The sequence below is a fragment of the Lacticaseibacillus suihuaensis genome (genome assembly GCF_054785075.1).
The window spans coordinates 60565-82962 of the sequence record NZ_BAAGBJ010000010.1 but is presented as its reverse complement, the minus strand read 5'-3'; the positions used below and the strand labels follow the sequence as shown (position 1 = coordinate 82962).

The 22398-nt window shown below is 62.1% G+C and carries 26 protein-coding genes; 3 read left to right on the top strand and 23 right to left on the bottom strand.

Features of this window, described 5'->3' with window-relative positions; genetic code table 11:
* Nucleotides 1–28: 28 nt before the first annotated feature.
* From ACYVRZ_RS09765 to ACYVRZ_RS09685, 17 genes are all read right to left on the bottom strand, one after another.
* A complete protein-coding gene (locus ACYVRZ_RS09765; protein WP_461226447.1) occupies nucleotides 29–478 on the bottom strand; it encodes a prepilin-type N-terminal cleavage/methylation domain-containing protein in 450 nt (149 codons plus the stop codon).
* On the bottom strand, nucleotides 475–792 hold the full coding sequence (locus ACYVRZ_RS09760) for a prepilin-type N-terminal cleavage/methylation domain-containing protein (protein WP_461226445.1): 318 nt from the start codon (nucleotides 790–792) through the stop codon (nucleotides 475–477). Before ACYVRZ_RS09760 ends, ACYVRZ_RS09765 begins: the two co-directional genes overlap by 4 nt.
* Nucleotides 789–1766, bottom strand: a complete 978-nt coding sequence (locus tag ACYVRZ_RS09755; protein WP_461226443.1) for a type II secretion system F family protein — start codon at nucleotides 1764–1766, stop codon at nucleotides 789–791. The genes ACYVRZ_RS09760 and ACYVRZ_RS09755 overlap by 4 nt, the downstream gene beginning before the upstream one ends.
* Nucleotides 1763–2611 carry an ATPase, T2SS/T4P/T4SS family gene (locus tag ACYVRZ_RS09750; protein ID WP_461226441.1) on the bottom strand — a complete coding sequence of 283 codons (849 nt, stop codon included), beginning with the start codon at nucleotides 2609–2611 and terminating at the stop codon, nucleotides 1763–1765. The genes ACYVRZ_RS09755 and ACYVRZ_RS09750 overlap by 4 nt, the downstream gene beginning before the upstream one ends.
* Before the next feature lie 107 nt (nucleotides 2612–2718).
* The gene (locus ACYVRZ_RS09745) at nucleotides 2719–3150 is read right to left on the bottom strand and encodes a MarR family winged helix-turn-helix transcriptional regulator (protein WP_262314824.1); all 432 of its coding nucleotides are present in this window, start codon (nucleotides 3148–3150) and stop codon (nucleotides 2719–2721) included.
* Between the two features lie 15 nt (nucleotides 3151–3165).
* On the bottom strand, nucleotides 3166–4740 hold the full coding sequence (locus ACYVRZ_RS09740) for a HAMP domain-containing sensor histidine kinase (RefSeq protein ID WP_262314825.1): 1575 nt from the start codon (nucleotides 4738–4740) through the stop codon (nucleotides 3166–3168).
* Entirely contained in the window at nucleotides 4740–5426 is a 687-nt protein-coding gene (locus ACYVRZ_RS09735; protein WP_262314826.1) for a response regulator transcription factor, read from the bottom strand. Before ACYVRZ_RS09735 ends, ACYVRZ_RS09740 begins: the two co-directional genes overlap by 1 nt.
* Before the next feature lie 364 nt (nucleotides 5427–5790).
* Nucleotides 5791–7215, bottom strand: a complete 1425-nt coding sequence (gene gndA / locus ACYVRZ_RS09730; protein ID WP_262314827.1) for an NADP-dependent phosphogluconate dehydrogenase — start codon at nucleotides 7213–7215, stop codon at nucleotides 5791–5793.
* A gap of 80 nt (nucleotides 7216–7295) precedes the next feature.
* Nucleotides 7296–7841, bottom strand: coding sequence for a YceD family protein (locus ACYVRZ_RS09725; protein WP_461226437.1), 546 nt, complete (start codon nucleotides 7839–7841; stop codon nucleotides 7296–7298).
* Nucleotides 7834–8997 carry a nucleotidyltransferase gene (locus tag ACYVRZ_RS09720; protein WP_461226435.1) on the bottom strand — a complete coding sequence of 388 codons (1164 nt, stop codon included), beginning with the start codon at nucleotides 8995–8997 and terminating at the stop codon, nucleotides 7834–7836. Before ACYVRZ_RS09720 ends, ACYVRZ_RS09725 begins: the two co-directional genes overlap by 8 nt.
* Nucleotides 8994–9746 (bottom strand): class I SAM-dependent DNA methyltransferase, encoded by a 753-nt coding sequence (locus tag ACYVRZ_RS09715; RefSeq protein ID WP_461226433.1) that lies wholly within the window; start codon nucleotides 9744–9746, stop codon nucleotides 8994–8996. The genes ACYVRZ_RS09720 and ACYVRZ_RS09715 overlap by 4 nt, the downstream gene beginning before the upstream one ends.
* Entirely contained in the window at nucleotides 9743–10102 is a 360-nt protein-coding gene (gene rsfS, locus ACYVRZ_RS09710; protein WP_461226489.1) for a ribosome silencing factor, read from the bottom strand. Before rsfS ends, ACYVRZ_RS09715 begins: the two co-directional genes overlap by 4 nt.
* Before the next feature lie 16 nt (nucleotides 10103–10118).
* The gene (gene yqeK, locus ACYVRZ_RS09705) at nucleotides 10119–10721 is read right to left on the bottom strand and encodes a bis(5'-nucleosyl)-tetraphosphatase (symmetrical) YqeK (protein ID WP_461226431.1); all 603 of its coding nucleotides are present in this window, start codon (nucleotides 10719–10721) and stop codon (nucleotides 10119–10121) included.
* A complete protein-coding gene (locus tag ACYVRZ_RS09700; RefSeq protein WP_461226429.1) occupies nucleotides 10714–11355 on the bottom strand; it encodes a nicotinate-nucleotide adenylyltransferase in 642 nt (213 codons plus the stop codon). Before ACYVRZ_RS09700 ends, yqeK begins: the two co-directional genes overlap by 8 nt.
* A 20-nt stretch (nucleotides 11356–11375) precedes the next feature.
* A complete protein-coding gene (locus ACYVRZ_RS09695) occupies nucleotides 11376–11687 on the bottom strand; it encodes a YhbY family RNA-binding protein (RefSeq protein WP_461226427.1) in 312 nt (103 codons plus the stop codon).
* A 10-nt stretch (nucleotides 11688–11697) separates the two neighbouring features.
* Nucleotides 11698–12804: a ribosome biogenesis GTPase YqeH gene (gene yqeH / locus ACYVRZ_RS09690; protein WP_461226425.1), complete on the bottom strand. Its 1107-nt coding sequence runs from the start codon at nucleotides 12802–12804 to the stop codon at nucleotides 11698–11700.
* A complete protein-coding gene (locus tag ACYVRZ_RS09685) occupies nucleotides 12791–13312 on the bottom strand; it encodes a YqeG family HAD IIIA-type phosphatase (RefSeq protein WP_461226423.1) in 522 nt (173 codons plus the stop codon). Before ACYVRZ_RS09685 ends, yqeH begins: the two co-directional genes overlap by 14 nt.
* Nucleotides 13313–13573: 261 nt before the next feature.
* Here ACYVRZ_RS09685 and ACYVRZ_RS09680 point away from each other — a divergent pair, with 261 nt between their 5' ends.
* Nucleotides 13574–14512, top strand: coding sequence for an NADP-dependent oxidoreductase (locus ACYVRZ_RS09680; protein WP_461226421.1), 939 nt, complete (start codon nucleotides 13574–13576; stop codon nucleotides 14510–14512).
* A gap of 60 nt (nucleotides 14513–14572) precedes the next feature.
* Here the strand turns inward: ACYVRZ_RS09680 and ACYVRZ_RS09675 are convergent, their stop codons facing one another.
* Nucleotides 14573–16270, bottom strand: a complete 1698-nt coding sequence (locus ACYVRZ_RS09675) for a M3 family oligoendopeptidase (RefSeq protein ID WP_461226419.1) — start codon at nucleotides 16268–16270, stop codon at nucleotides 14573–14575.
* 642 nt (nucleotides 16271–16912) lie between these two features.
* Here ACYVRZ_RS09675 and ACYVRZ_RS09670 point away from each other — a divergent pair.
* A complete protein-coding gene (locus ACYVRZ_RS09670; RefSeq protein ID WP_461226417.1) occupies nucleotides 16913–17623 on the top strand; it encodes a hypothetical protein in 711 nt (236 codons plus the stop codon).
* Nucleotides 17624–17718: 95 nt separating this feature from the next.
* Here the strand turns inward: ACYVRZ_RS09670 and rplT are convergent, their stop codons facing one another.
* The 4 genes from rplT to ACYVRZ_RS09650 form a co-directional block, all read right to left on the bottom strand.
* Nucleotides 17719–18075, bottom strand: a complete 357-nt coding sequence (gene rplT, locus ACYVRZ_RS09665) for a 50S ribosomal protein L20 (RefSeq protein ID WP_225047021.1) — start codon at nucleotides 18073–18075, stop codon at nucleotides 17719–17721.
* A 54-nt stretch (nucleotides 18076–18129) separates the two neighbouring features.
* Nucleotides 18130–18330 carry a 50S ribosomal protein L35 gene (gene rpmI, locus ACYVRZ_RS09660; protein ID WP_003565872.1) on the bottom strand — a complete coding sequence of 67 codons (201 nt, stop codon included), beginning with the start codon at nucleotides 18328–18330 and terminating at the stop codon, nucleotides 18130–18132.
* A 31-nt stretch (nucleotides 18331–18361) separates the two neighbouring features.
* The gene (gene infC, locus ACYVRZ_RS09655; RefSeq protein WP_262314838.1) at nucleotides 18362–18868 is read right to left on the bottom strand and encodes a translation initiation factor IF-3; all 507 of its coding nucleotides are present in this window, start codon (nucleotides 18866–18868) and stop codon (nucleotides 18362–18364) included.
* A gap of 205 nt (nucleotides 18869–19073) precedes the next feature.
* Entirely contained in the window at nucleotides 19074–19442 is a 369-nt protein-coding gene (locus tag ACYVRZ_RS09650) for a hypothetical protein (protein ID WP_461226415.1), read from the bottom strand.
* A 118-nt stretch (nucleotides 19443–19560) separates the two neighbouring features.
* Between ACYVRZ_RS09650 and ACYVRZ_RS09645 the strand changes: the two genes are divergently transcribed.
* Nucleotides 19561–20094 carry a histidine phosphatase family protein gene (locus ACYVRZ_RS09645; RefSeq protein ID WP_461226413.1) on the top strand — a complete coding sequence of 178 codons (534 nt, stop codon included), beginning with the start codon at nucleotides 19561–19563 and terminating at the stop codon, nucleotides 20092–20094.
* Between the two features lie 78 nt (nucleotides 20095–20172).
* Here ACYVRZ_RS09645 and thrS read toward each other — a convergent pair whose 3' ends face one another.
* Entirely contained in the window at nucleotides 20173–22143 is a 1971-nt protein-coding gene (gene thrS / locus ACYVRZ_RS09640) for a threonine--tRNA ligase (RefSeq protein WP_461226411.1), read from the bottom strand.
* Nucleotides 22144–22398 lie beyond the last annotated feature (255 nt).

Genomic DNA, 22398 nt, shown 5'->3' with positions numbered 1-22398 from the left:
GCAAGGTGCTCGGCAAGAACTAGTGCCTCTAATCTTCTGAAGATGTAATCATCCCCCCACCGATGTTGAAAGTCAGCGTGACCTGACCGCCTTGGGATAGTCTGAAATATAGTTTTTGCGCTTCCTTGAAGGTACCAGGAAACATCGGCATCAGAATGTCGCCACCGCCCTTCAACGGCTGGCCCTCCGCGTCAACTAGGATCACACTCGCCGGCAACGGCAGTGCCCAACTGCGCGGCGGTATCGCAACCACGTGAAACTCAATGCGTTCCTGATTGTACAGTAGCGAGCCGCCTTGCTTGGACAGTAGCACCTCATGCCGCAGGTGGTCCCACTCGTCGACCAAGGCGGCGAAAAATTGGACCTGCTCGCGGCGTTCGAGCTCGGCTCGCCCCACCCGCACCCCGATCAAGGTCAGCGCCAGCGCGACGGCCAGGGCAACCGTCACCTCGATCAGGGTGAAACCCCGCCGCCTCATTTGACGGCAAAGCGCGGCGGCGTATCGCTGGCCACGTAGGTCGCGCCGCTAGCCAGCGCTTTTTGCTGCGCCGCGGTGATGATGTTGGCCTTGACTAGCGCATCGACGCTGGCGAACGTGCTGGTGGTCGCGCTTGGTGAGGCATAGGCGACCTCAATTTGGGTGTTCACGCTGGCCACCGTGGCCTCCAATTGCTTGGCGTTGGCCTGCTCCAGCTGGGCGCGAATGGTCACCACAAGCGTCAGCGTCAAGACGATGATCAACCCCAGCGCGGCCAAAACCTCAATCAGTGTAAAACCCTTGCGTCGTTTCATCCGAAACCTCCCCCGCCGTACAGCGGTCCCAAAAGCGTCTGGTACATCAGCACAATCTGAATCCCGATCAGCAGAAACATCACCGGCTGAACCAGTGCCAACCACCGCTCGCTGCGAGCCGTCAGCGCCGCCAGCAGGTCCCGGGCCAACAGCGCCATCCCGCTGCTGACCAGGGCCGGGGTCTGCCCCATGCCCAGCAGCTTGCGGGCCGGCGGATAAACCAGCGGGTGATCCAGCACCGCGTCCAGTGCGGTGCCGGCCGCCACCCGTGCCTGCATGACCTGGGCCGTGTGGCGCCACACCCCCGGGGCCAGCGTCGCCAGCTGATCCAGGTAGGCCGTCAGCGGCAGTCCCCCGGCCAGAAACTGCGCCGCTCCGCTGACGAACTGGTAGCGGTAGTAGTCTCGCGCCATCGCGGCCACCCCAGGCAGCCGCAGTAGCAACCGGCCGCGGTGGCGCGGCGACAGACGGTGCCAGCCTATGGTCAACAGCCCCGCCACCGCCCCCAACACACCGACCACCACGGCCTGAACCCGCAGTCCGGTGACGTTGCCGGTGCCAAGCGCTGGCAACAGCTGAACCCACAGCACCCCTTGGATCCCAGCCAGAAAAAGCAACAGCACCACGGGGTAGACCAGCAGCTGCCGCAGGTGCCGCCAGCCGGCCTGCTGAAGCTGCAGAAAATCAAGCGCGGCCGCCAGCCCTGCCGTCAGCTGCCCATGGGCCCCGGCCAGCGCAGCCTGGGTGACCACCACCTGGCCGAAGCCGGCGGCGTCAAGCGCCGTGGCGACCCCGGCCCCGGCCTCCAACTGGGTGACCATGCGCCGCCAGTGGGTGCGGTACTTGGGCTGGCTGGCGGCCAGGTAGGCCAACCCCTCGGCCAGGGTGAACCCCACCTGCAGCAGGCTGATCAAATCGCGCCCGGCGGCCAGCTGGACGCCGACAGGCAGCCGCGGTTGCCCCCGCCGGTTCATTTTGACCCCTCGTCAGCGAAGCGAACCAAGTCCAACACCGGGTGCGGCACTGGCCTTGGTACCAGCGTAACCGCGGCCGCCGCGGTCATGGCCGCCTGCACTAAGGCGTCGACCACCCCCAGTGCCTGGAGTCGAAGCGGCACCAGCGCGGCCGTGCGCGCATGCACCGTGGTCAGCACTAGGTGGCCACTGATCGCCGCCTCGCAGGCCTGCTGGGCGGTGGCGAAGTCTCGCACCTCGCCGATCACCAGCACATCCGGGCGGTGGCGCAGCGCAGCCTTGAGCAGGGCCGCGTAGGTCATATCGGCCTCCGGATTGACCTGCAACTGCACAAACGCCGGCTGAATGATTTCGACCGGGTCCTCAATGGTCATCACCATCTGCGTGGCGGCCAGCTGCGCGGCCACCTGGTACAGCAGCGTGGTCTTGCCGCTGCCGGTCGGGCCGCTCAGCGCGATCAGACCGCGCCGGGCGGCCAGCGCCACCAGCGTCGCCACCACCGGGCGACTCCACTCGTCCAAAGCCGGCACCCCGTGGAGAAAACGAATCACCAGGGTCTCGCGGCCGGCGTAATCCCCCACGCTGCTGAGGCGCAGCGGCGTCGCCAGGCCGTCCAGCGTGACCGCACCCAGCTGGACGCGCCGGTGTTCGCTCACGTTCATCCCCGCCGCATACTTCAGGTAGTTCAGCCACTGGCGGCCCTGAGCCTGGCTGACCGTGCGGTCGCCGGCCAGGCCAGTGCTGGTTCGCACCACCACGCGGTAGCCGACCGGCTTGGGCAGCAGGTACAGGTCACTGGCCCAGGCGGCCACCGCCGCCTTGAGAATCGCCATCAGGGGTTCCATCGCCTCACCTCCTCACTAGAGATTCCGCCAAGCGAGGCGATCCCCCCCCGCGACCCCCGATTTTTTTCGCCACGCAAAAAGCCACCGCCTCTTGGCAGTGGCTTGACTCAGTGAATGATTTCGGCGGCGACTCGGCGCATGATGCGCAACAGGTCCTCGGCGTCTTCATCCCCGATTTGTTGGACCCACCCGTAAAAGCGCTGGTGGATGGTCGCGTTCAGCGCAGTGGTCACCTGCTCGCCGCGTTCGGTCAGCCGCAGGTACAGGCGGCGCCGGTCGGTGGCATCGCGCTCCTGGATGATGTAGTCGTTCTCAAGTAACGTCTTAATCTGGCGCGAAATCGCGGCGCGGGTCACCCCGCGGGACTTGGCGACATCCGAAATCGACAGCTTCGAGCCGCGGTGCAGGTCGCGCATGATCAAAAACTGCTCAAAGGACAGCTTGTACTGCTTCATCGGGGCGGAAACTAGGTCGCCGACGTACTTGAACCCGGTCATGTACACCTCGATGTAATCGTCTAGCAGGTCCGGCTTGGCCATGGCCACGACTCCTTTCTAAAGTTGACTGTGCAGTGTGGTCGGCTGCTCGCCGGCCGCCTTGGCCGCCTCCTGGGTTCGCAGCTTGTCCGCCAGCTCCGGTGTGATCACCGGCAGGTCGATGCGAAAGCTCGAGCCGTGACCCAGGGCCGAGTCGACCGAGATCTCGCCGTGATAGCTTTCGACCAGCTGCTGGGCGATGGACAGCCCCAACCCGTTGCCGCCTTTCTCGCGGCTTCGCGCCTTGTCGACGCGGTAGAAGCGGTTGAACACCCGGTCGCGGTCCTTGGGGCTGATGCCTTCGCCGAAGTCTTGGACGGCCACCGCCACCCCATCGCTGTTCTCGGCGGCGGAGACGTGAATTTCCTTGCGCGTCGTCGAGTACTTGACCGCGTTGTCGAGCAAAATAATCAGCACCTGCTCAAGGTGGTTGCGGTACATGCGAATGAAGGTGCTGCCGGCCAGGTCGTTGTCCAGCGTGAACACGAAATCGGCGTGAATCATGCGAAAGTCGTTGACCACCTGCTCAATGATCTGGTTGAGATCGCACACGGCGTTCGGGAACTGCACGTCGACCTGATCTGCGCGGGTGAGGTCGAGCATTTCCTGAATCAGGCTCTTCATCCGCGTGACCTCCTGCAGACTGGCCGCCAGGGACTCGTTGAGCACCTCGGGGTCATCTTTGCCCCAGCGGTTCAGCAGCTGGAGGTGCCCCTCCAAAATCGCCACCGGCGTTCGCAGCTCGTGGGAGACGTCTTGCACGAATTCGCTTTGCTGATCGATGAAGCGCTGGATGCGATCGAGCATCTCGTTGAACTCCAAGACCAGGTCGCCGAGCTCGTCGCGCCGGCGCAGCTGGGGAATCCGCACGCTGCTTTGGGGCTCTTCGTTGACCACGTCGATGGTCTTGGTGATCAGCTTGATCGGCTTGACGAAGTTTCGCGCCAAGAAGAAGCCGATGGCCAAAGAGACAAGCAGCGCCGCGACGAACAGGCTGCCGATCAGAATCCAGATCTGGCGCATGGTCGCGTAAAACGCGGTCATGCGGTCGGTCACCTGCACGAAGCCGATGTGCCGCCCCGTGACCGTTGAGACAATCGGGGCACTGCCGACCATCCCTCGAAACTCGCTGTTTTGGAGCATGTCGATGCGCGTCGTGTTGACCTTGACCAGTGGCTCGTCGTGGTGGTGCGAGGAGAACACGATCATGCCCTGCTCGTCGTACACGGCCACGCTGATGTCGGCTCGCGAAATTTTTTGGATGACGGAATCGGAGAAAATGCTGGTGCTAGAGCTGGCACTCTTGGCACTGTCGGACGCCGGTGCAGACATGCTGCTGGTGCCGTTGACCCGCGGCTCAACCGTTGACACGGAGAGGTTCGAAGCGACTGGGGATAATCGCTGCTCGACCGCGCTTAAGGTGTCGCTCACGCTGTTGCGTTCCTGCTCGACCAGAATCTGCCGCATCACGGTGACCAGCACCAAAGACAGCACCGTGAACGTGACAAAAATGCCGGCAGCAACGATGGCCGTCCACTTGAAGCCAAGTGGCAGCCGGTGGGTGCGGGTCGTCGTTTTTTTGGGGGCGACCATTAGGAACGCATGACGTAACCGGTTCCCCGCACGGTTTGAATGTAGCTCGGCTCACCCGGCCGGTCGATCTTGTTGCGAATGTAGCGGACGTACACGTCGACCACGTTGGTCTCGACGTCTGAGTGGTAGCCCCAGACCTTGGACAGCAGGACATCACGGGCCAAAACGACGTTGATGTTCTCCATCAAGGTCAACAGCAGCTCGTACTCGCGCTTGGTCAACTCGATGATGTCGTCGCCGCGCCGCACAACCCGGTTCTCCTTTTCGATGGTCAAGTCGCGGTAGGTGATGGTCGTCTGCTTGGCCGCGTTGTGCTCGCCTTCGATGCTGATGCGCCGCAGCAAGGCGCGAAGCCGGGCGAGCAGCTCCTCGATGGCAAACGGCTTGACGATGTAATCGTCGGCGCCGTGGTCGAGCCCGGAGACGCGGTCGATCACGGAATCCCGCGCCGTCATCATGATGATCGGGGTGTTCTTGACCTGCCGCACCCGCCGGCAGACCTCCAGCCCGTTGAGCTCCGGCAGCATCAAGTCGAGCAAGATCGCGTCCCAGTCCTCGGACAGCGCCGCCTCAAGCCCAGTGCGGCCGTTGAAGTGAACCGCGGTTTCGTATCCTTCGTGTTTCAGCTCGAGCTCGACGAAGCGGGCGAGGTTTTTCTCATCTTCAATAATTAAAATTCGGCTCATCGTTCTACTCCTTCGCGATTTCAGTTGGATTCAGCCGCCGCTGCCGATTCTCTCATTATCGGGGGCCGAACACGTGAATTTTCTCATGCAACTTCTTGCCTGCCTAGTGTAACACAGTCACGTTTTTTTGACTATCACACGAAGCTTTAACCATGACCTTTTTTGGCCGGTCGAGACTAATTGTCAGGCCGTTTTTGGGCTAGTCCAATAACGGCCTGAACTTGTAAATATTAATTAAATAATCACTGGTCTATTCCAATTTTGCGGCCGGATGGTGGTCGCCTGTCCGAGACGCAAAACGCGCAACAACGCGTCGGCCTCAATGCTTGAGCCGAGCGTCGCTGCGCGTCAATGTTGCGCGGGTTTATTGTTCCTCGTACCAGGTGTAGTGGAAGGTGCCTTCGCGGTCCGTGCGGTTGTACGTGTGAGCCCCGAAGTAGTCGCGCTGAGCCTGGGTCAGGTTGGCCGGCAGGACCGCCGCGCGGTAAGAATCGTAGTAGGCGATGGCGGCGGAGAAGCCCGGCACCGGCACCCCGGCCTTGACCGCAAAGCCGACCAGGTCGCGAACGCTTTCCTGGTAGTTCTTGGCGATGGCCTTGAAGTAGTCATCCAAGAGCAAGTTCTTCAGCCCGGCGTCCTTGGTGTAGGCGTCGGTGATGTTTTGCAGGAACTTGGCGCGGATGATGCAGCCGGCTCGCCAGATTTTGGCAATCGTGCCGTAGTCCAGGTCCCAGCCGAAGTGTTCCGAGGCCACGCGCATCTGCTCGAAGCCTTGGGCGTAGCTCATCAGCTTGGAGAAGTACAGCGCCTTTCTGATCAGCTCGATGGTCGCCTTCTTGTCGGCGAATGTCACGTTGCCAACCGGGCGTGGCAGCACCTTGCTTGCGGCCACCCGCTCGTCTTTCATCGCGGAGATGTAACGGGCGTAGACGGACTCGGTGATCACGCTTTGCGGCACCCCGAGCTCCAAGGCGGATTGGGAACTCCACTTGCCGGTCCCCTTGTTGCCGGCGGCGTCGAGAATCAGGTCGACAATCGGCTTGCCGGAACCCAAGTCGTCCTTGCGGGTCAGGATTTCTGCGGTGATGTCGATCAGGTACGAGGACAGCTCGCCTTCGCTCCATTCCTTGAAGGTCGCGGCGATTTCGTCAACGGACATGTTCAGCATGTTGCGCATCACGTTGTAAGACTCCGCGATCAGCTCCATGTCGCCATACTCGATGCCGTTGTGGACCATCTTGACGTAGTGGCCGGCGCCGTCTGGGCCGATGTAGGTCACACAGGCCGCGCCGTCTTCGTCGGCCTTGGCCGCAATCTGGTTGAGAATCGGTGCCACCAGGTCGTAGGCGGCTTTTTGGCCGCCCGGCATCAGGGATGGGCCCTGCAAGGCGCCGAGCTCACCACCGGAGACGCCCATGCCGATGAAGTTGATGCCGGACTTGTCCAGCTCGGCGTTGCGCCGGCGGGTGTCTTCAAAGAAGGTGTTCCCGCCGTCAATCAGGACGTCGCCTTTGTCCAAAAGCGGCAGCAGCTGCGCGATGACCGCGTCGGTGCCGGCGCCGGCCTTGACCATCATGATGATGCGACGCGGCTTTTCCAGGCTGGCCACGAAGTCCTCAATCGTGTAGCTCGGCACCAGGTGCTTGTCGGCATGCTCGGTGGCAACGGCCTCGGTCTTGCTGCCGGTGCGGTTGTAAATCGCCACCGTGTAACCGCGGCTTTCAATGTTCAGTGCCAGGTTCTTGCCCATGACGGCCATTCCGATGACACCAATCTGTGGTTGATCCATAATCTGCCTCCTACTTTTTACGCGAAATTAAGCGTTCCTGCCTTATTTTAGCAAACTCAGGGGCAAAATTAAAGCCGGGCTCACTTATCCTGATCGTCGTCGAACAGCCCCTGCAGCTTGGCGAAGGCCGGGTTTGGCTTGGCGTCTGCGTGCGTCGCCGCGAAGTCGTCCTCGCTGACCACCGCCCAGTCCTCCCCTGCCGGCATCTCCCCGTCGGCGGCCTCGCCCGGCGTCAGCACCTGCATCGGAATCGCCAGCAGGATGTGATCGGTGATCGCCGGCATCAAGTCGAGTTCGTCACCGTCCAAGTCGATCAGAAGCTGGCCATCGTCGTACTTCTCGCGGTCCGAGGTTTCGGAGACATAGACCTCACTGAAGGTGAAGTCCAGCGGCCAGTCGACCGGCTTGAGGCTGCGCGTGGAAGGCACCACCAGCTTGCCGGCCACGGCAACGGTGGCGATGAAGTCCCCTTCCGTGAAGCGAACCGTGCCGCTCACGTGAATCGGGCTGACCGAGAGAATCTCCGGGTCGCGGCTTGTCAGCTCCTGTTCAAGCGCCAGCGTCTCGGCGAAGGCCAGCGGCGCGGCGCGGTGTTTCATTAAGTCTACCAAAGACCACTTAAGCATGAGTTCCTCCTTGGGCCGATCCGCTCAAGGGGATCCGTCCGTAATTTTGTGTCTGGTGCGTCAGCGTTTCAATCAGGCGATCGGCGCGGTGCTGGGCCGCCATCAGGCCATCCGGCGCCAGCATTGCGGCGCTGACGCGGGTCACCAGCGGCAAAGCCACCTGCTTTTTGACCTCGTGCAAAAAGGCCTGGCCGACCGGCGTGAACCCCAGTACGTGCAGGTAGCGCCTGGCGCGGCCGGCCTGGACCTGGTCTTCGGTCAGGTTCAACAAAGTACACAGGGCCAGGCGGCGCAGCCTGGCGTAGGTGTAGCGCTTGGACTTGACCCGCGCCATGAAATCGGCAAAATCGGTGGCGGCGTCAATCTGCTGGGTGAAGCGGTACTCCAGCCCCTCGGCCATCGACGTCACCCGCCGCAGCTCCGCCAAGTCTGCGGTTTGAAGCCGGTAGCGCAGCAGCGGAAACAGCGCGTCCCAGGTCAGGTGCGGCGCCGTCGCCAGCGCCGCTTGGGTGGCCGGTGGCACCAGCGTGTTGACCGCAGCCCCGGCGGCCACCGCCTGGCGAATCGCGCTGCCAGAGGCCGTGGTGCCACAAGGCGCGGCGGCATCGTGTTCGGCGCCGACGCGAGCAAAGGGCAAAAGCGACATCGCCGCCCCCTGCTGGTGGACGGCCTGGGCGTAGCTGAGCCCAAGCATCAGGTTGGGCTGCGTCGTAGTGACCCCGGTGACACCTTCAAAGTAGCGGTTCAACTGGGTGGCGTAGGTCTGGGTGTAATCGTCAAAATGCGTAGGCGCCGGTGGCGCCGCCGCCAGCTGGGCGGCCAGGGCCGCGTAATCCAGGTCCGGCGCCTCGGTGCCAAAGGCCAGCGTCTCCACGCCCAAGGCGGTCAGCAGCGCAACCCCGCCGGCGGCAAATTCCGAGGCCGCCTGCACGGCATCGAACACCGGCAGCTCGACCACTAGATCCGCCCCGCCAGCCAGGGCCGCGCGAGTGCGTTGCCACTTGTCGACAATGGCCGGCGCCCCGCGTTGCACGAAGTTGCCGGCCATCACGACCACCACCGCGTCGGCCTGGCTCAGGCGCCGGGCCGCTGCCAAAGCGTGCAGGTGGCCGTTATGAAGCGGATTGAACTCCGCAATCATGCCAACGGCCTTCATTCGCCGGCCTCCCGCGCCTTCCTGGCGTGGAAGAACCAGCGGGTGCTGGTGTCGGCGATGGCCGCCGTACCGAACTCGGCGGTCGCAGACACCAGCGTAAAGCCGGCCTCAGCCAGCGCCTGCTCAAAGTCGCGCTGCGGGTAGGTCCGCTCGTGGTGGGTCTCAAGCAGCGGGTGGTAGGCGTCCAGCTTTTCGTCGTACACGAAGAAGGTCAGGTCGTGCTCCACGCTGTGCGGCACGTCGCCTTCGTAGCTGCTCCACATGAAGGCGTAGTCCTCGGTTTGGTAGTTGTACATGTAGCCGGGAAAGACCTGGTCCATCTGGTAGAGCGAATGCGCGTCGAAGAAAAAGTCGCCGCCGACTGGCAAAACGCTTGCGACCTGCCGAAACACCGCGGTGACCGCCGCGAGGCTTGGCATGTAGCACAACGAATCGTCAAAGCAGGTGACCACGTCGTACTGCGGCATGTCGGAAAGATCCTGCATGTCGCCCATGATCAGCGGAATGTCGCGGCCCGCTTGGTCGATTTTCTGCTCGGCCAAGGCCAGCATCTCCCCGGACAAGTCGAAGTCGGTGACAGCAAACCCGGCTGCATCGAGCAAAAGCGCCAGGCTGCCCGAGCCGCCGGCCAGCTCCAGGAGCTGCTGGCCCTTGGGCGCCACCCGTGCGACCACGTAGTCGCGCCACTGGGTGTAAAGCGTCTCGTCCATCAACGTGTCGTAGACTTGCGCGAATGTGCTGTAAATCATGCTTCCGTCAGCCACGCCGACAGGTCGACCAACGGCGCCTGGGCCCAAAGCTTCTCCAGGTTGTAAAAGGCCCGGGCATCGGGCACAAAGACGTCCACCACCAGGTCGCCGAAGTCCATCAAGAGCCAGTTGCTGCCCTTCTTGCCCTCGATGCGAACCGCGGGGCCACCGGCTTCGGCGACCTTGTCGGCGATCGCGTCGACAATGGCCTGGACCTGGCGATCGGAGCCGCCGGTCATGATCAGGAAGTAGTCGGCCAGGAGGCTGACTTCCTTCATATCCAAGGCCACAATGTCCGTGGCCCGTTTGTCATCCGCGGCGCGAACCGCGATTTCAAGTAATTCTTCGGCTTTCAGAATGATTTCTCCTTTATTAGGCACGCGTTGTCACAAACGCGTTGTACGTCAGCAAAGTCTTCGGGTACACCACTTTGCGGTTGGCAATCAGGTAGGTCAGCGTGTTTTCAAGTTCGATGCGGGTGGCCTCGGTCATGTCGGTGGCCGCCGCCTCCCGCGCCTTTTGCTCGATGGGCAGGGCCCGGGCCGGTTCGATGAAGTCGGCGACGAAGATGATCTCGTCCAAAAGCGTCATCTCGGGGTCGCCGGTGGTGTGGCGGCTGATCGCCTGCAGCACCAGCTTATCGGTGATGCCGACCTCGGTTTCGATGAACCAGGTGCCGACGATGCCGTGCCACACGCCGCGGTTGTAGTTCAGCAGGTCGGGGTCAAAGCCATTGCGAACAATGGTCTCCTCGTAGGTGCTGACCGGCACCTGCTTGGCGTAGTCGTGTAGCAGCCCCGCCAGCCCGGCGCGGTCGACATCGGCGTCAAAGCGTTCGGCCAGCTCACGCGCCGTCTGCTCGACGCGCAGGCAGTGCTGGTAGCGCGGCTCGTCCAGCCGATTTTGCAGGTGGTTCAAGATCTCCGCGCGGCTCATGCCGTGGGTCAGGGTGCTGGGGTACGTGATTTCAGTCAAGGTAAAGTCCTTTCTCCCGGATGTACGTGCGAACCGCATCCGGCACCAGGTAGCGAATGTCGCCGCCGGTGCGGATGCGCTCGCGCAGGGCCGTCGAGCTGATCTCGATCACCGGTGCGTCGACCCAAACGATCGGGTACGGGGTCGCCGGCACGTAGCCGCGCCGCCGGACGCCAACGAAGGTCACCAGCTTCATCAGCGCGTCGATGTCCCGCCACTTGGGCAGGTAGTTAACCATGTCGGCGCCGATGATGAAAAAGTAATCGGTATCCGGGTGCAGCTTCTTGAGCGCCCGCATGGTATCGATGGTGTAGCTGACGCCGCCGCGGCGAATCTCGGTCAGCTCCAGATCAAACATGGGGTTGCCCGCAATGGCCAGGCGCAGCATGGCCACCCGGTCGGCCGCGTCGATCGCCTGCTTGGCATCGACGTGTGGCGGCTGGTTGTCCGGCATGAACAAGACCTTGGCAAGCCCCAACTGGGTGCCGACCGCCTCAGCCATGATCAGGTGACCGTTATGCACGGGGTTGAAAGTGCCGCCAAACAGCCCGACCTGCTTCTTGCGCGGTCCCAGAATCTGGACGCTTTCGGCCGCGGTGATGACCGGCTGCGTTAACGTTTGCGTTGAATACACACGATCACTCCGTTTCGTTGCTATAGTTTCTTGAGCGTCACCGACAGCTTGCGATCGGTGGCTTTTTCCGCCTCGCGGTAAACCACCAGGCTGTGGCCGATCACCTGCGCCACCTCGAGGCCCGGGATTTCCTGGCTCAGGTAGGCGCCGGTTTGGGCGGCGGTCACTTCTGCGGTCGGCAGCAGGCTGATTTTGATCAGCTCGTGGGTGTTCAACGCGGCGATCACGCCGGCGACGAAGGTGGTGCTCAGGCCGTTTTTACCCAGGTTGATCAGCGGCCGCTGGGTCATCGCCAGGCTGCGCAGGTAACGTTTTTGTTTTCCAGTTAACATCTTTTCTCCTTTAGATCAGCGCCTTGCGCATCAATACATCCACGCCTTGCGGGGCGTAGCCGGCGACCGTCTGGCCGGCCGGCACGACGACCCAGCCCAGCCCGGCGAACACCAGGTCGGATTTCTCCTTGGCCGTGAACTCGAAGCGAGCAAGCGGCGGGAAGTCGGCGCCAGGCCGCGGCGGGGTCAGCAGGCCACCCTTGTGCTTGGCGTAGAAGTCATCGGCGTTTTCAAGCTTGGTGCGGTGCAACAGCAGCTGGTTGTCGCAGTAGAAGGTGAAGCCGGACTTGCGACCGCGCAAAAAGTCAAACCGCGCCAGCCCCGCCAGGAACACGGTTTGGCCCGGGTTCAGTTGGAAGACGGTCGGGCGAATCGGCTTGGTCGGCGCGACCAAGTTGAGGTCGCGCGGGTCGATCACATGCGCCATCTGATTGCGGTGGATGATCCCCGGCGTGTCGATCAGATAATGCCCGTCGTCCAGGGGAATCTCGATGCGATCAAGCGTCGTGCCGGGGAACTTCGAGGTCGTGATGAGGTCTCGTACCCCGGTCAGCTGACTGATGATGCGGTTAATCAACGTCGACTTGCCGGTGTTGGTCACGCCGACCACGTAGACGTCGCGCCCCTGCCGCTGGTCTTCGATCACCTCAAGCAGGTCGGTGACGGCGGTTCCCTTCTTGGCGCTGGTCAAAATGGTTTTGACCGGCCGCAACCCCTGGGCATGCGCCGCTTGGGTCAGCCAATTGGTCACGCGCCGCGGGTTGATCGACTTGGGCAGCACATCGGCCTTATTGCCGACCAGGATTACCGGGTTGTCGCCGACGAAGCGGTGCAGTCCCGGAATCACGCTGCCGTTGAAGTCGAACAGGTCGACCACGTTGACGATTAAGGCGTCGCTTTGGCCCAGCGTGTTCAACAGGCGCAAAAAGTCGTCGTCGGTCAACTCGACGTCTGCGACTTCATTGTAGTGGCGCAGGCGAAAGCAGCGCTGGCAGTACAAGTCGCCTTCCGGGTCGGCCTTGGCCAGGGTGCTCGCCGGCAGGTAGCCGGCCTTGGTCGGATCTTCGGTCTGCAGCTTGGCGCCGCAGCCGATGCAAACCAGTTCAGTGTTTGTCATTCAATTCCTCCAGGTAGTGCAGTGGGCTCATCATCTTGAAAATCAGGCGTTCAAAGAAGCGGTTGATGCGGGTGTTCCACTGGTCGGTCTCAACCAACGGTCGCACCAAGATGGTGCGAACCCCGGCGGCGTTGCCGGCGACGACGTCGGTCAAAAGCTGATCGCCGACCATCACACACGCGCTTTTGGCCAGCCCCAGCCGACGCACCGCGCGGTCGATGCCCACCGGCAGCGGCTTGAGGGCCCGCGGCTCGAAGGGCAAGTCGAGGTTGGCTACGGCCCGGCCGATGCGCTGGCGGTTGTTGTTGGACACCACCATCACGGTGATGCCGGCCGTCTTCATCGCCGTCAGCCACGCGCGAAGTTCAGGGGTCCCGTCCGGGTTGTTCCAGGCAATCAGTGTGTTGTCCAGGTCGGTCAACACGGCCTTGATGCCTTGTTGCTTCAGGCTTTGCGCGGTCAGACCGTAAATGGCCTCAACCGCCCAGGTAGGGGTAAATACAGCCACGCAGGCGCCTCCTTCAAAGTTGTCATATCCCTTCATTATAGCACCCAGGGGCGTCAAGTTATAGCTAGTCGGCCGAGAAGTTGCAACCCACCCCACCGCTGGCCGCCGCCACGAGCCGTCGCGGCCGCGGTGACACGAAACGGTTGGGACGCTTCCGCGAGGCAGATTTCTTGCGTTCACCGCCGGGGTCGGTATACTGAAACTAGATGCCGATTGCAACGACTCGTGCCGTGCGGCCCAACCCGCGCAAGGAGGATGACCATGATTCGTTTTGGCTTTGATCAGTTCGGCGCCCCCGACGTCTTTCGCGTCGTCGACGCACCCCAACCCACGCCCAAGCCCGGCCAGGTCCAGCTGAAGGTGCTGGGCTTTGGGCTGAACCCCTACGACGCCAGCCTGCGCCGCGGCGAGCAAGCCGAAAACCGGCCGCTGCCGCTGCCGATTGTGCCCGGCACCGAGCTGGTCGGTGAGATCACGGCGCTGGGCGCGGCGGTCCAAGGCTTCGCGCTGGGCGAGCGCGTGATCAACTACCGACCGCTGGGCGGCTACAGCGAGTTCGTGACGGCCAGCACCAACAAAATCGCCCGCATTCCCGCAACGCTTGCGCTGGACGTGGCGGCCGGGCTCAGCCAGGCCGGCATCGCCGCCTTTTCGCTGCTGCAGGCCCTGTCGCTTCGGCCCGGTCAGACCCTGGCGGTGGTCGGGGCCAGCGGCGCCGTCGGGGCGATGACCGTGCAGCTGGCTCGGGCGGCTGGCCTGCGGGTCATCGCCGTGGCCAGCGCAGCCAACCGCGCCTACCTGCAGAGCCTGGGCGCAAGCGTCGCCTTGGCCTACGATCAAGGCACGGCCTGGCACCACTACCAAGACACCGCCGATGCGGCGGTCAACGCGGTCAAAGACGGCGCCGACAACGGCGTCGCGCTGGCCTTGACCAAGCCGACCGGGACCTTGGTGACCACCGCCTTTGCCGCGGTACCCAAGGCGCCCAAGCCCCATGTCGCACGGCTGCAGCTGGGTAGCCACGGGCTGGTGCCGGCCCAAGACGCCTTTCCAACCCTGGTGAAGCTGGCCGAAGCCGGTCAGCTGACCTTGCAGGTTGCCCGGGCCTTCCCCTTCTCCCTGCCAGGCGTTCAGGCCGGCCACATTGCCTTGGAACAGCACCACGCCGCCGGCAAGTTGGTGGTGATGAAGGACCTCTAGCGCCACTCAAAAACGCGGTTACCGCTTGGGCAACCGCGTTTTTGAGTGGTCGGATGGCGGCTACAGGGCCGCATCATCCACGTCGTCAAGCGCCTGTGAAATGGCCACCAGCGTATCGTCCAAGGCGCCGGGTTCAAAGGGCGAACGCAGGTGCCCGGTGGCTAGCAGCTCGAGCAGCGTCTGGCTGCCGCCGGCCTTGGCCATGGTTTCGTAATCCTGCCAGGCCTTAGGGTCGTGATCGACGTTGAATCGCTTCCAGAACTGGTAGGCGACCACCTGGGCGATGGTGTAGTCGATGTAATAGAACGGCGACTCGAAAATGTGCCCCTGGCGCATCCAGTAGATGCCCGACTCAAGCGCCGCGTTTTCGCTGTAGTCCTTGTCCGGGTTGTACAGCTTCTCCAAGCGCCGCCACTCGGCCTTGCGCTGGGCCGGCGTCCAGTCCGGATGGGTGTAGACCTGATGCTGGAAGTGATCGACCAAAATCCCGTAAGGCAAAAACTCAAGGGCCGCCTGCAGATGCGCGTAGCGGTACTTGGCGGTTTGGGTCCCGAAGAACTTCGGCATCCAAGGATACGCGATGAACTCCATGCTCATGGAGAAGATCTCCGCCGCCTCAAAAGTCGGAAAGACGCAGTCACCGGGCTGAATCCACTTGGCCAGGTAAGTCTGAAAGGCGTGGCCGGCCTCATGGGTCAGCACATCGACGTCGCCCGAGGTGCCGTTGAAGTTCGAAAAGATGAACGGCGACTGAATCGAGGGAATGTACTCGGCGTAACCGCCCGAGGCCTTGCCCGGCTTGGCCAGCAGGTCCAGCAGGTGCGAATCGATCATGTGATCGAAAAAGGCCCCGGCCTCCGGCGACATCTCGTGGTACATCTCACGGGCGGCCTGCACCAGTTGAGTGGATGTCCCCTCCGGCTTGGCGTTGCCGGACTTGAACTGAACGCCCAAGTCGTAGTAGGCCAGGTGATCCAACCCCAGACGCTGGGCTTGCTTGGCGCGTTGCTTTTGGGCCAGCGGCACGACCTTGGTCTGCACCTCGTGGCGGTAGGCGGCCACCATGTCCTCGTCGTAATCGAAGCGGTCCATGAAGACGTAGCTCATCTCGGAGAAGTCCTTGAAGCCGAGCTTTTGCGCAATCGCCGTGCGGGTGTGGACCATGTCGTCGTACAGCTGGTCGAACTCGGCCTCATGCGCCGCAAAAAAGCCCCAGTAAGCGGCGTTGGCGGCCTTTCGCACCGCCCGGTCGGCGTCGTCGCGCAGCGGCCCAAGCTGCGCCAGCGTGTAGGTCTGCCCGTCAAAGTCAACCTGGGCGCTTGCAATCAGGTCGGTGTAGCGGGAGGCCAAGGCGTTGGCCTTTTGCTGCAGGTCAATCACCTCCGGCTTGTTGGTGCGAAGCAGGTCCTTGGCCTTCAGAAAGTACGGCTTGGGGTAGATGGTCTTCAGCGCGTCTTGGTAGGGACTGGCCAAAACCGCCTTGAGGTAGTCGGTCTTGGCCGCCTCGGCCTGGGGTTCAAAATCGTTCCAAAAGGCGTCTTCTTGCGCGTAAAAGGCATCGCGCGTGTCGATAGTGTGGCGAATCTGCGCGATCATGCCCTGCGAGTCGACGTCGTTGATCAAGGCCGTGATCCGCTTGGCGACGGCCAGCGCCGCGTCAGCGTCGGTGGCCGCCTCAAGCGCCGCCGCACCGGCCGCAATGTCTCGCAGGAACGCGGCCGGATCCGGTCTGGTGTAAGTCACTTGGGTAAAGTCCATGTTCTTCCTCCTTCAGACGCCGAAGCGGCGCCAGTCGAGCAAAGCTCGTGCCCCTATTATCGACCAGCGCGGCCACTTTGACCAGCACCTGCGCAAAAATGGCCGCCGCAACAATTGAGTTGCGGCGGCCGCGCCGAAGCCACCGGACTCGGTGATTCCGGTGGCCTTGGCCTATTTGGTTACGTTCCTGGCTTTGTCTTACCGTGGTGGTGCCATTGCGCCCAACGGTTTCGGTCATCCGCGCGGCTAACTCGTCTGGGAGTGGTGGTGGCCGGCCTGCAGCCGGTGGGGTGGTGCGAATCCGGGTCCCTGGTTTCCCCTCGTTTGATTCCGGGGTTGCACTAAAGCTCTCGAGCTAAAAGCCGTGTGGCAATACACTGCGGCTTGTCATGGGTGGGGGCTGCGGTGCGAGCCGCAGGATGTGCCCCGCGCGGTGGATAACAAAGCAGCTGTGGCCTTTTGCTGCCTCCCCGTGCAAGAATAATCATTCGCGGATAGCTTAACACCGGACCAATTGGGTGTCAAACATTTTGACTTGCCGCCGCAACTGCTTCGGCCGGGCCTAACGCCACCAGGCAGATTGCGTTACAACGCCGCCACCAGGGGCTATACTGAGTTCAAAAAGAACAGGCGGTGTTGCGCATGCCTTCCTCTCCCACCATTCGCGTCAATCTGACCCTGACCGGTGTCTTCATCGGCAGCTTGCTGGATGACGACTACCACCTCAACCACGCTGAGCTCCTGGCGGTCACCCTCGACGCCTTGATTCTTCCGGATGGCACGGCCTTTGCGATGCCACCGGTGCAGGGCCTGCTCGAGTTCGACCCGGCTCACACCACGCTGGGCGTCATGTGGCGCCTGGGCGATGTCCTGCAGGTCAGCGGTCAGTTGGCCGTCACGCGGCCGGTCCCCGGCCGCAACCAATACGCCACACTCGTGCGGCAGTGGCAGCAAACCAGGCACGCACTGGTCAACCCAACCAACCGGTGGCTCGAGACGCTTCCCGACTCGCCGGTTCGGCGCAACCTGGCCGCCACCGTCAAGCGCTTTCAACGCGGCCGGCTCGCTTTTACAGACTGCCAAGACCGGTTGCGCCAGCAGGCCACCCCACTGGCGCCGAATCTCAAAACCAGGCTGTACAAGCTTCAACGCCAGCAGACCGACCGCATGCGCCAATTCAACGCCACGCTTGAGCGACTGGCGCCAAGTCGTCCGCTGATCACCCATCCGACTCGCATCGTCATGCATCGGCTGATGCCGTCACCCAGGTTCGCCACCCGCATCGAACGGTTGAGGCTCGGTAACCCCGACTATACCCATCAGCTGCTCGTGGGCTTGATCAAGCCCCGTTGACCGCCCCGGCCGCACTGGCTCGCCGCCCACTGGCGCAAGGCACGGCCAAACGCCAAAAAATCCCACCGCAATCGCGGTGGGACTCACTAGTCAGATTAAGCCAAAGCCTTCTTGGCAGCGTCTGCAAGGGCCGTGAAGCCTGCAGGATCTGCGATGGCGATGTCGGCCAACATCTTGCGGTTCATGTCGATGTTGGCAACTTTCAAGCCGTGCATCAACTTGCTGTAAGAAATGTCGTTCAGACGCGCTGCGGCGTTGATCCGCGCAATCCACAGGGAGCGGAAGTTGCGCTTCTTAGCGCGACGGTCGCGGAATGCGTAGCGGTAGGATACCATGACCTGAGCATTGGCTGCCTTGAACAGCAGGTGCTTGGCCCCACGGTAGCCCTTGGCGAGCTTTAAGACCTTCTTACGACGTTTGCGAGTTACGGTTCCACCTTTAACACGTGGCATTAGAAATTCCTCCTCTAATAATTAAGCGAACTGAGTAATGTGCGCGAGGCGCAATTACTTCATCTGGCTGAGCATCTGGCGGATCCGCTTCATATCGGAGTGGGATACCAATGCTGACTTGCGCAACTGACGACGTTGCTTCTTGGTCTTACCGTGGAAACGGTGGCTGGTGTAAGCGTGACCCCGCTTCAAAGCACCACTAGCGGTCTTCTTGAAGCGCTTGGCAGATGCACGGTGTGTCTTGAATTTTGGCATGACGATAATTCCTCCTAGTGACTTAGTCTGACTATTTCTTGTCAGCTTTTGGTGCGAGCATCATGAACATGCTCCGTCCGTCCATCTTCGGGCGGGCTTCAACAGTAGCCAATTCCTCAACGGCCTTGGCCATCTGCTCCAGAACCTTTTGTCCGAGGTCCTTGTGGGTGATCGCACGACCGCGGAAGCGGACGGTCACCTTGACCTTGTCCCCTTTTTCAAGGAACTTGGACGCGTTTTTCAACCGGGTGTTGAAGTCTGCCTCGCCGATGGTCGGGCTCAGGCGGATCTCCTTGATGCTGATGGTTTTCTGTTTCTTACGCGCCTCACGCTGCTTTTTTTGCAGCTCGAAGCGAAACTTCCCGTAATCCATGATCCGGGCAACTGGCGGCTTGGCGGTTGGGGAAACCAGAACCAGGTCCAGGCTTACCGATTGCGCAAGCTCGAGTGCCTCGTGCGTACTCTTGACCCCGAGTTGTTCACCAGTCTGGGAAATCAGTCGAACTTCACGGGAACGAATCCCGTCGTTGACCATCATATCTCTTGCTATGGCAGTTCACCTCCGAAAATATTTTGTGACAAAACAAGGACGCCGAAGAGCCCACTATGAGCCCCGCCGCGTCGTTAAATACCGATCATATCAACCCAGCGGCCAGAGGCATAGGTGAGAAGCGGGAACTTCTGCTTGTTTTCTCAACGTTCTCTAGTATACGGACTCGCAGGCCGGGTGTCAAATGAAAGTTTCATTCGTCGCCGGACTGCGACCGATGCAGCGACTCAAGCCACTGGCGCCGCTTCAAAATCAGGTTGGCCAGCCAGGTCACGGCCGCGATGCCGACGCTGCCAAACACCGCAACCCCGTGCGGCTCAAAGGCAATCAGGCTGAACCACCAGCCGGCGATGCCGTAGACGGCCCCAAGCGCCAAGACCATCACCGAAAGCCAGATCAGGATGACCCCCCGCCCATTGTGGGCCAGCAAGCGCATCATCCGCCGGTCGCGGCGCCCGGGGATGGCCGCGAGCAACAACACGCTGCCGGTCAAAAGCCCCATGGCAATCAGCTCGGTCACCCCAAAAAGCAGGAACCACGAGCCCCAAAGTTGCAGGATCACCCTACCGCCTCCATTTCTAGGAGACAGCTTAGCACGCGCGCAAGGCCTGCGCAAGCACCGCCGCCCCCTTGAACCCACCACCCCCAAGCGGTACACTGGCCAAAAACGGGAGGCCACCATGCAAATCGACCTGATTCGCCACTCCGAACCCGACTACGGCCAGGTCCGGGCCGCCGACTACTTCGGCTTCGGCCTGGACTTCAGCCGGCTCACCCCGCGCGGCATCGCCATCGCCCAGGCTGCGGCGCGTGACCCACGGCTGCAAGACGTGGAGCTGATGCTCAGCTCCCCATACACCCGCGCCCTGCAGACGGCGCTTGAGCTGACCCGCCACACCACGATTCCCGTGGCGGTGGAGCTTGGACTGCACGAGTGGCGGCCCGACATGACGGGCACTAGGCTTCGCACCGCCGTCGAGGCCGACGAAGCCCACGCCGCCTTTTTGGCCCACCACGGCCAAGCAAGCCCCGCCAGCCCCTGGGACTACGAAACCGCCGCGCAAGTTCGCGCCCGGGCCGCCGCGGTGTTCGACCACTACGCCGACCTGGGTTACCACCGCATCGCCTGCGTCACCCACGGCGTGGTGATGCGCCAATTCCACCCGCAGGCCAAGATTGCATACTGCGAGTTCATCACCATCGACTGGCGCTAACGACCGGCCGGGCCTCACACCTGTATGACGGTAGCAAAAAAGCGTTTCACAACTGACTGCGAAACGCTTTTTGAGTGCCTAGTCGGCGAGCTTGGCGCCTTCGCCGCGCTTGTGCTTGCCGTCGCGGGAGAAGTTCTTGACTTCCGCCTGCACGGATTCGAGGAACATGTTGGCTGGCATCTCCTCGGAGTCGGACTTGCCGTACTTGCGAACGGACACGCTGGCCGCGTTCACTTCGTCATCCCCCACCACGATGGTGTAAGGAATCTTGTTGGTCTGAGCCTCGCGAATCTTGTAGCCCATCTTTTCGTTGCGGGCGTCAAGCTCTGGCCGCAGACCGGCCTTAAGCAGCGCGGTCTTCAGGTTCTTGGCGTAGTCCAGCTGCTTGTCGGAAACCGGGATGATCGCAATCTGGGTCGGGGCCAGCCAGGTTGGGAAGGCACCCTTGTAGATTTCGGTCAGGTAGGCGATGAAGCGCTCCATGGTGCCGACGATGCCGCGGTGGATCATGACCGGGCGGTGCTCTTGGTTGTCGTTGCCGACGTAGGTCAGGCCGAAGCGCTCAGGCAGCATGAAGTCCAGCTGAATGGTGGACATGGTTTCGTCGTTGCCAAGCGCGGTCTTGGTCTGGATGTCGAGCTTCGGGCCGTAGAACGCGGCTTCGCCTTCGGCCTCGTAGTAGTCCAGGCCCAAGTCGTCCATGGCGGCCTTGAGCATGCTCTGGCTGCGGGTCCACATTTCCTCGTCGTCGAAGTACTTTTCGGTGTTCTTCGGGTCGCGGTAGGACAAGCGGAAGGTGTAGTCGTTGATGTTGAAGTCTTCGTAGACGTTCATGATCAGGCGCAGGATCTTCTTGAATTCCTCTTGAACCTGGTCGAGGGCGACGAAGGTGTGGCCGTCGTTCAGGGTCATTTCACGCACGCGCTGCAGACCGGACAAGGCGCCGGACTTCTCGTAGCGGTGCATCATGCCAAGCTCCGCAATCCGCAGCGGCAGTTCCTTGTAGGAGCGGATGTGGTGCTTGTAGACCTGGATGTGGCTCGGGCAGTTCATCGGCCGCAGCTCAAGCATTTCGCCGTCGCCCATGTCCATCGGCGGGAACATGTCTTCGCGGTAGTGCTCCCAGTGGCCGGAGGTCTTGTAAAGGTCCAGGTTGGCCAAAACTGGGGTGTAAACGTGCTCGTAGCCATCGGCGAGCTCCTTGTCGATGATGTAGCGCTCGATCACGCGGCGAATCGTCGCGCCGTTGGGCATCCAGTAAGGCAGGCCGGCGCCGACCTTGGGATCGACGAAGAACAAGTCGAGGTCGCGGCCGATGTTGCGGTGGTCGCGCTCCTTGGCCTCCTGGCGGCGCTTGGCGTCGTCTTCAAGCTCGGCCGCCTTGTAGTAAGCCGTCGCGTAGATCCGCTGCAGCATCGGGTTGGAGGACTTGCCTTCCCAGTAGGCGCCGGCGACGCTCAGCAAGGAGAAGTGCTTCAGGTCCTTCAGGCTTGGCAAAAGGGCCGAGAGCTCGAAGTCAAAGAAGTCGCCGAGCTTGAAGCCCGCAATCTGGTCGCCGTCAATCTTGGCCAACAGCTGCAGCTTGAACGGCTCGTTGGCAAAGTAGGCCTCGGCCTCGCTGCGGCTCAGGCTGGCCGCCTTGACTTCGGGATTGGCCTTGACGATCTCGGCCATTTTGTCGGCGATGGCCGGCAGCTCGTCGATCGTCAGCTGACGGTCGTCGCGGTCGGTGTCGTAAAAGAAGCCGTCTTCCTGCGCGGCGCCCTTGCCCAAGCGCGTCTCCGGGTGCAAGGCCTTGATGGCCGCGGCCAGGACGAAGGCCCCGGTCTGACGCAGCACGGTCAGGCCATCCGCGGAATCCTTAGTGACGATTTCGATGCTGGCGTCTGCGTTCAGCGCGTGGTCAAGGTTGACCAAGGCGCCGTCGACCTTGCCGGCCACGGCTTTTTTGGCCAGCGACGTGGAAATGGACTTGGCGATGTCCAAGATGGTGGCGCCGGCCTCGAATGGCTTGACGCTGTTGTCTGGGAATGTGATGCTGATCGACATAGAAATCTCTCCTTTTGGTAGTGAAAGCAGGGGCGGAAAAACAAAACGCCCCGGACGTCAATATGACATCCGGGACGCTAAACACGCGGTTCCACCCGACTTGAAAGCACTGCTTTCCTCTCGATTGGCGCATAACGACGCGACCCGGCCTCAACGAGGCACTCTCGGAAAGTGGTGCGGATCAGGTCCTGCTCGACTTTCAGCCACGGTCGAGGCTCTCTGGTGAAACATGGTCCTTATTGCTTTCGTCTTCGA

Bases quoted from the DNA above. Each gene is read 5' to 3' on its own strand.
- ACYVRZ_RS09765 (WP_461226447.1), bottom strand. From the start codon at position 478: ATGAGGCGGCGGGGTTTCACCCTGATCGAGGTGACGGTTGCCCTGGCC.
- ACYVRZ_RS09760 (WP_461226445.1), bottom strand. From the start codon at position 792: ATGAAACGACGCAAGGGTTTTACACTGATTGAGGTTTTGGCCGCGCTG.
- ACYVRZ_RS09755 (WP_461226443.1), bottom strand. From the start codon at position 1,766: ATGAACCGGCGGGGGCAACCGCGGCTGCCTGTCGGCGTCCAGCTGGCC.
- ACYVRZ_RS09750 (WP_461226441.1), bottom strand. From the start codon at position 2,611: ATGGAACCCCTGATGGCGATTCTCAAGGCGGCGGTGGCCGCCTGGGCC.
- ACYVRZ_RS09745 (WP_262314824.1), bottom strand. From the start codon at position 3,150: ATGGCCAAGCCGGACCTGCTAGACGATTACATCGAGGTGTACATGACC.
- ACYVRZ_RS09740 (WP_262314825.1), bottom strand. From the start codon at position 4,740: ATGGTCGCCCCCAAAAAAACGACGACCCGCACCCACCGGCTGCCACTT.
- ACYVRZ_RS09735 (WP_262314826.1), bottom strand. From the start codon at position 5,426: ATGAGCCGAATTTTAATTATTGAAGATGAGAAAAACCTCGCCCGCTTC.
- gndA (WP_262314827.1), bottom strand. From the start codon at position 7,215: ATGGATCAACCACAGATTGGTGTCATCGGAATGGCCGTCATGGGCAAG.
- ACYVRZ_RS09725 (WP_461226437.1), bottom strand. From the start codon at position 7,841: ATGCTTAAGTGGTCTTTGGTAGACTTAATGAAACACCGCGCCGCGCCG.
- ACYVRZ_RS09720 (WP_461226435.1), bottom strand. From the start codon at position 8,997: ATGAAGGCCGTTGGCATGATTGCGGAGTTCAATCCGCTTCATAACGGC.
- ACYVRZ_RS09715 (WP_461226433.1), bottom strand. From the start codon at position 9,746: ATGATTTACAGCACATTCGCGCAAGTCTACGACACGTTGATGGACGAG.
- ACYVRZ_RS09695 (WP_461226427.1), bottom strand. From the start codon at position 11,687: ATGTTAACTGGAAAACAAAAACGTTACCTGCGCAGCCTGGCGATGACC.
- yqeH (WP_461226425.1), bottom strand. From the start codon at position 12,804: ATGACAAACACTGAACTGGTTTGCATCGGCTGCGGCGCCAAGCTGCAG.
- ACYVRZ_RS09680 (WP_461226421.1), top strand. From the start codon at position 13,574: ATGATTCGTTTTGGCTTTGATCAGTTCGGCGCCCCCGACGTCTTTCGC.
- ACYVRZ_RS09675 (WP_461226419.1), bottom strand. From the start codon at position 16,270: ATGGACTTTACCCAAGTGACTTACACCAGACCGGATCCGGCCGCGTTC.
- ACYVRZ_RS09670 (WP_461226417.1), top strand. From the start codon at position 16,913: ATGCCTTCCTCTCCCACCATTCGCGTCAATCTGACCCTGACCGGTGTC.
- rplT (WP_225047021.1), bottom strand. From the start codon at position 18,075: ATGCCACGTGTTAAAGGTGGAACCGTAACTCGCAAACGTCGTAAGAAG.
- rpmI (WP_003565872.1), bottom strand. From the start codon at position 18,330: ATGCCAAAATTCAAGACACACCGTGCATCTGCCAAGCGCTTCAAGAAG.
- infC (WP_262314838.1), bottom strand. From the start codon at position 18,868: ATGATGGTCAACGACGGGATTCGTTCCCGTGAAGTTCGACTGATTTCC.
- ACYVRZ_RS09645 (WP_461226413.1), top strand. From the start codon at position 19,561: ATGCAAATCGACCTGATTCGCCACTCCGAACCCGACTACGGCCAGGTC.
- thrS (WP_461226411.1), bottom strand. From the start codon at position 22,143: ATGTCGATCAGCATCACATTCCCAGACAACAGCGTCAAGCCATTCGAG.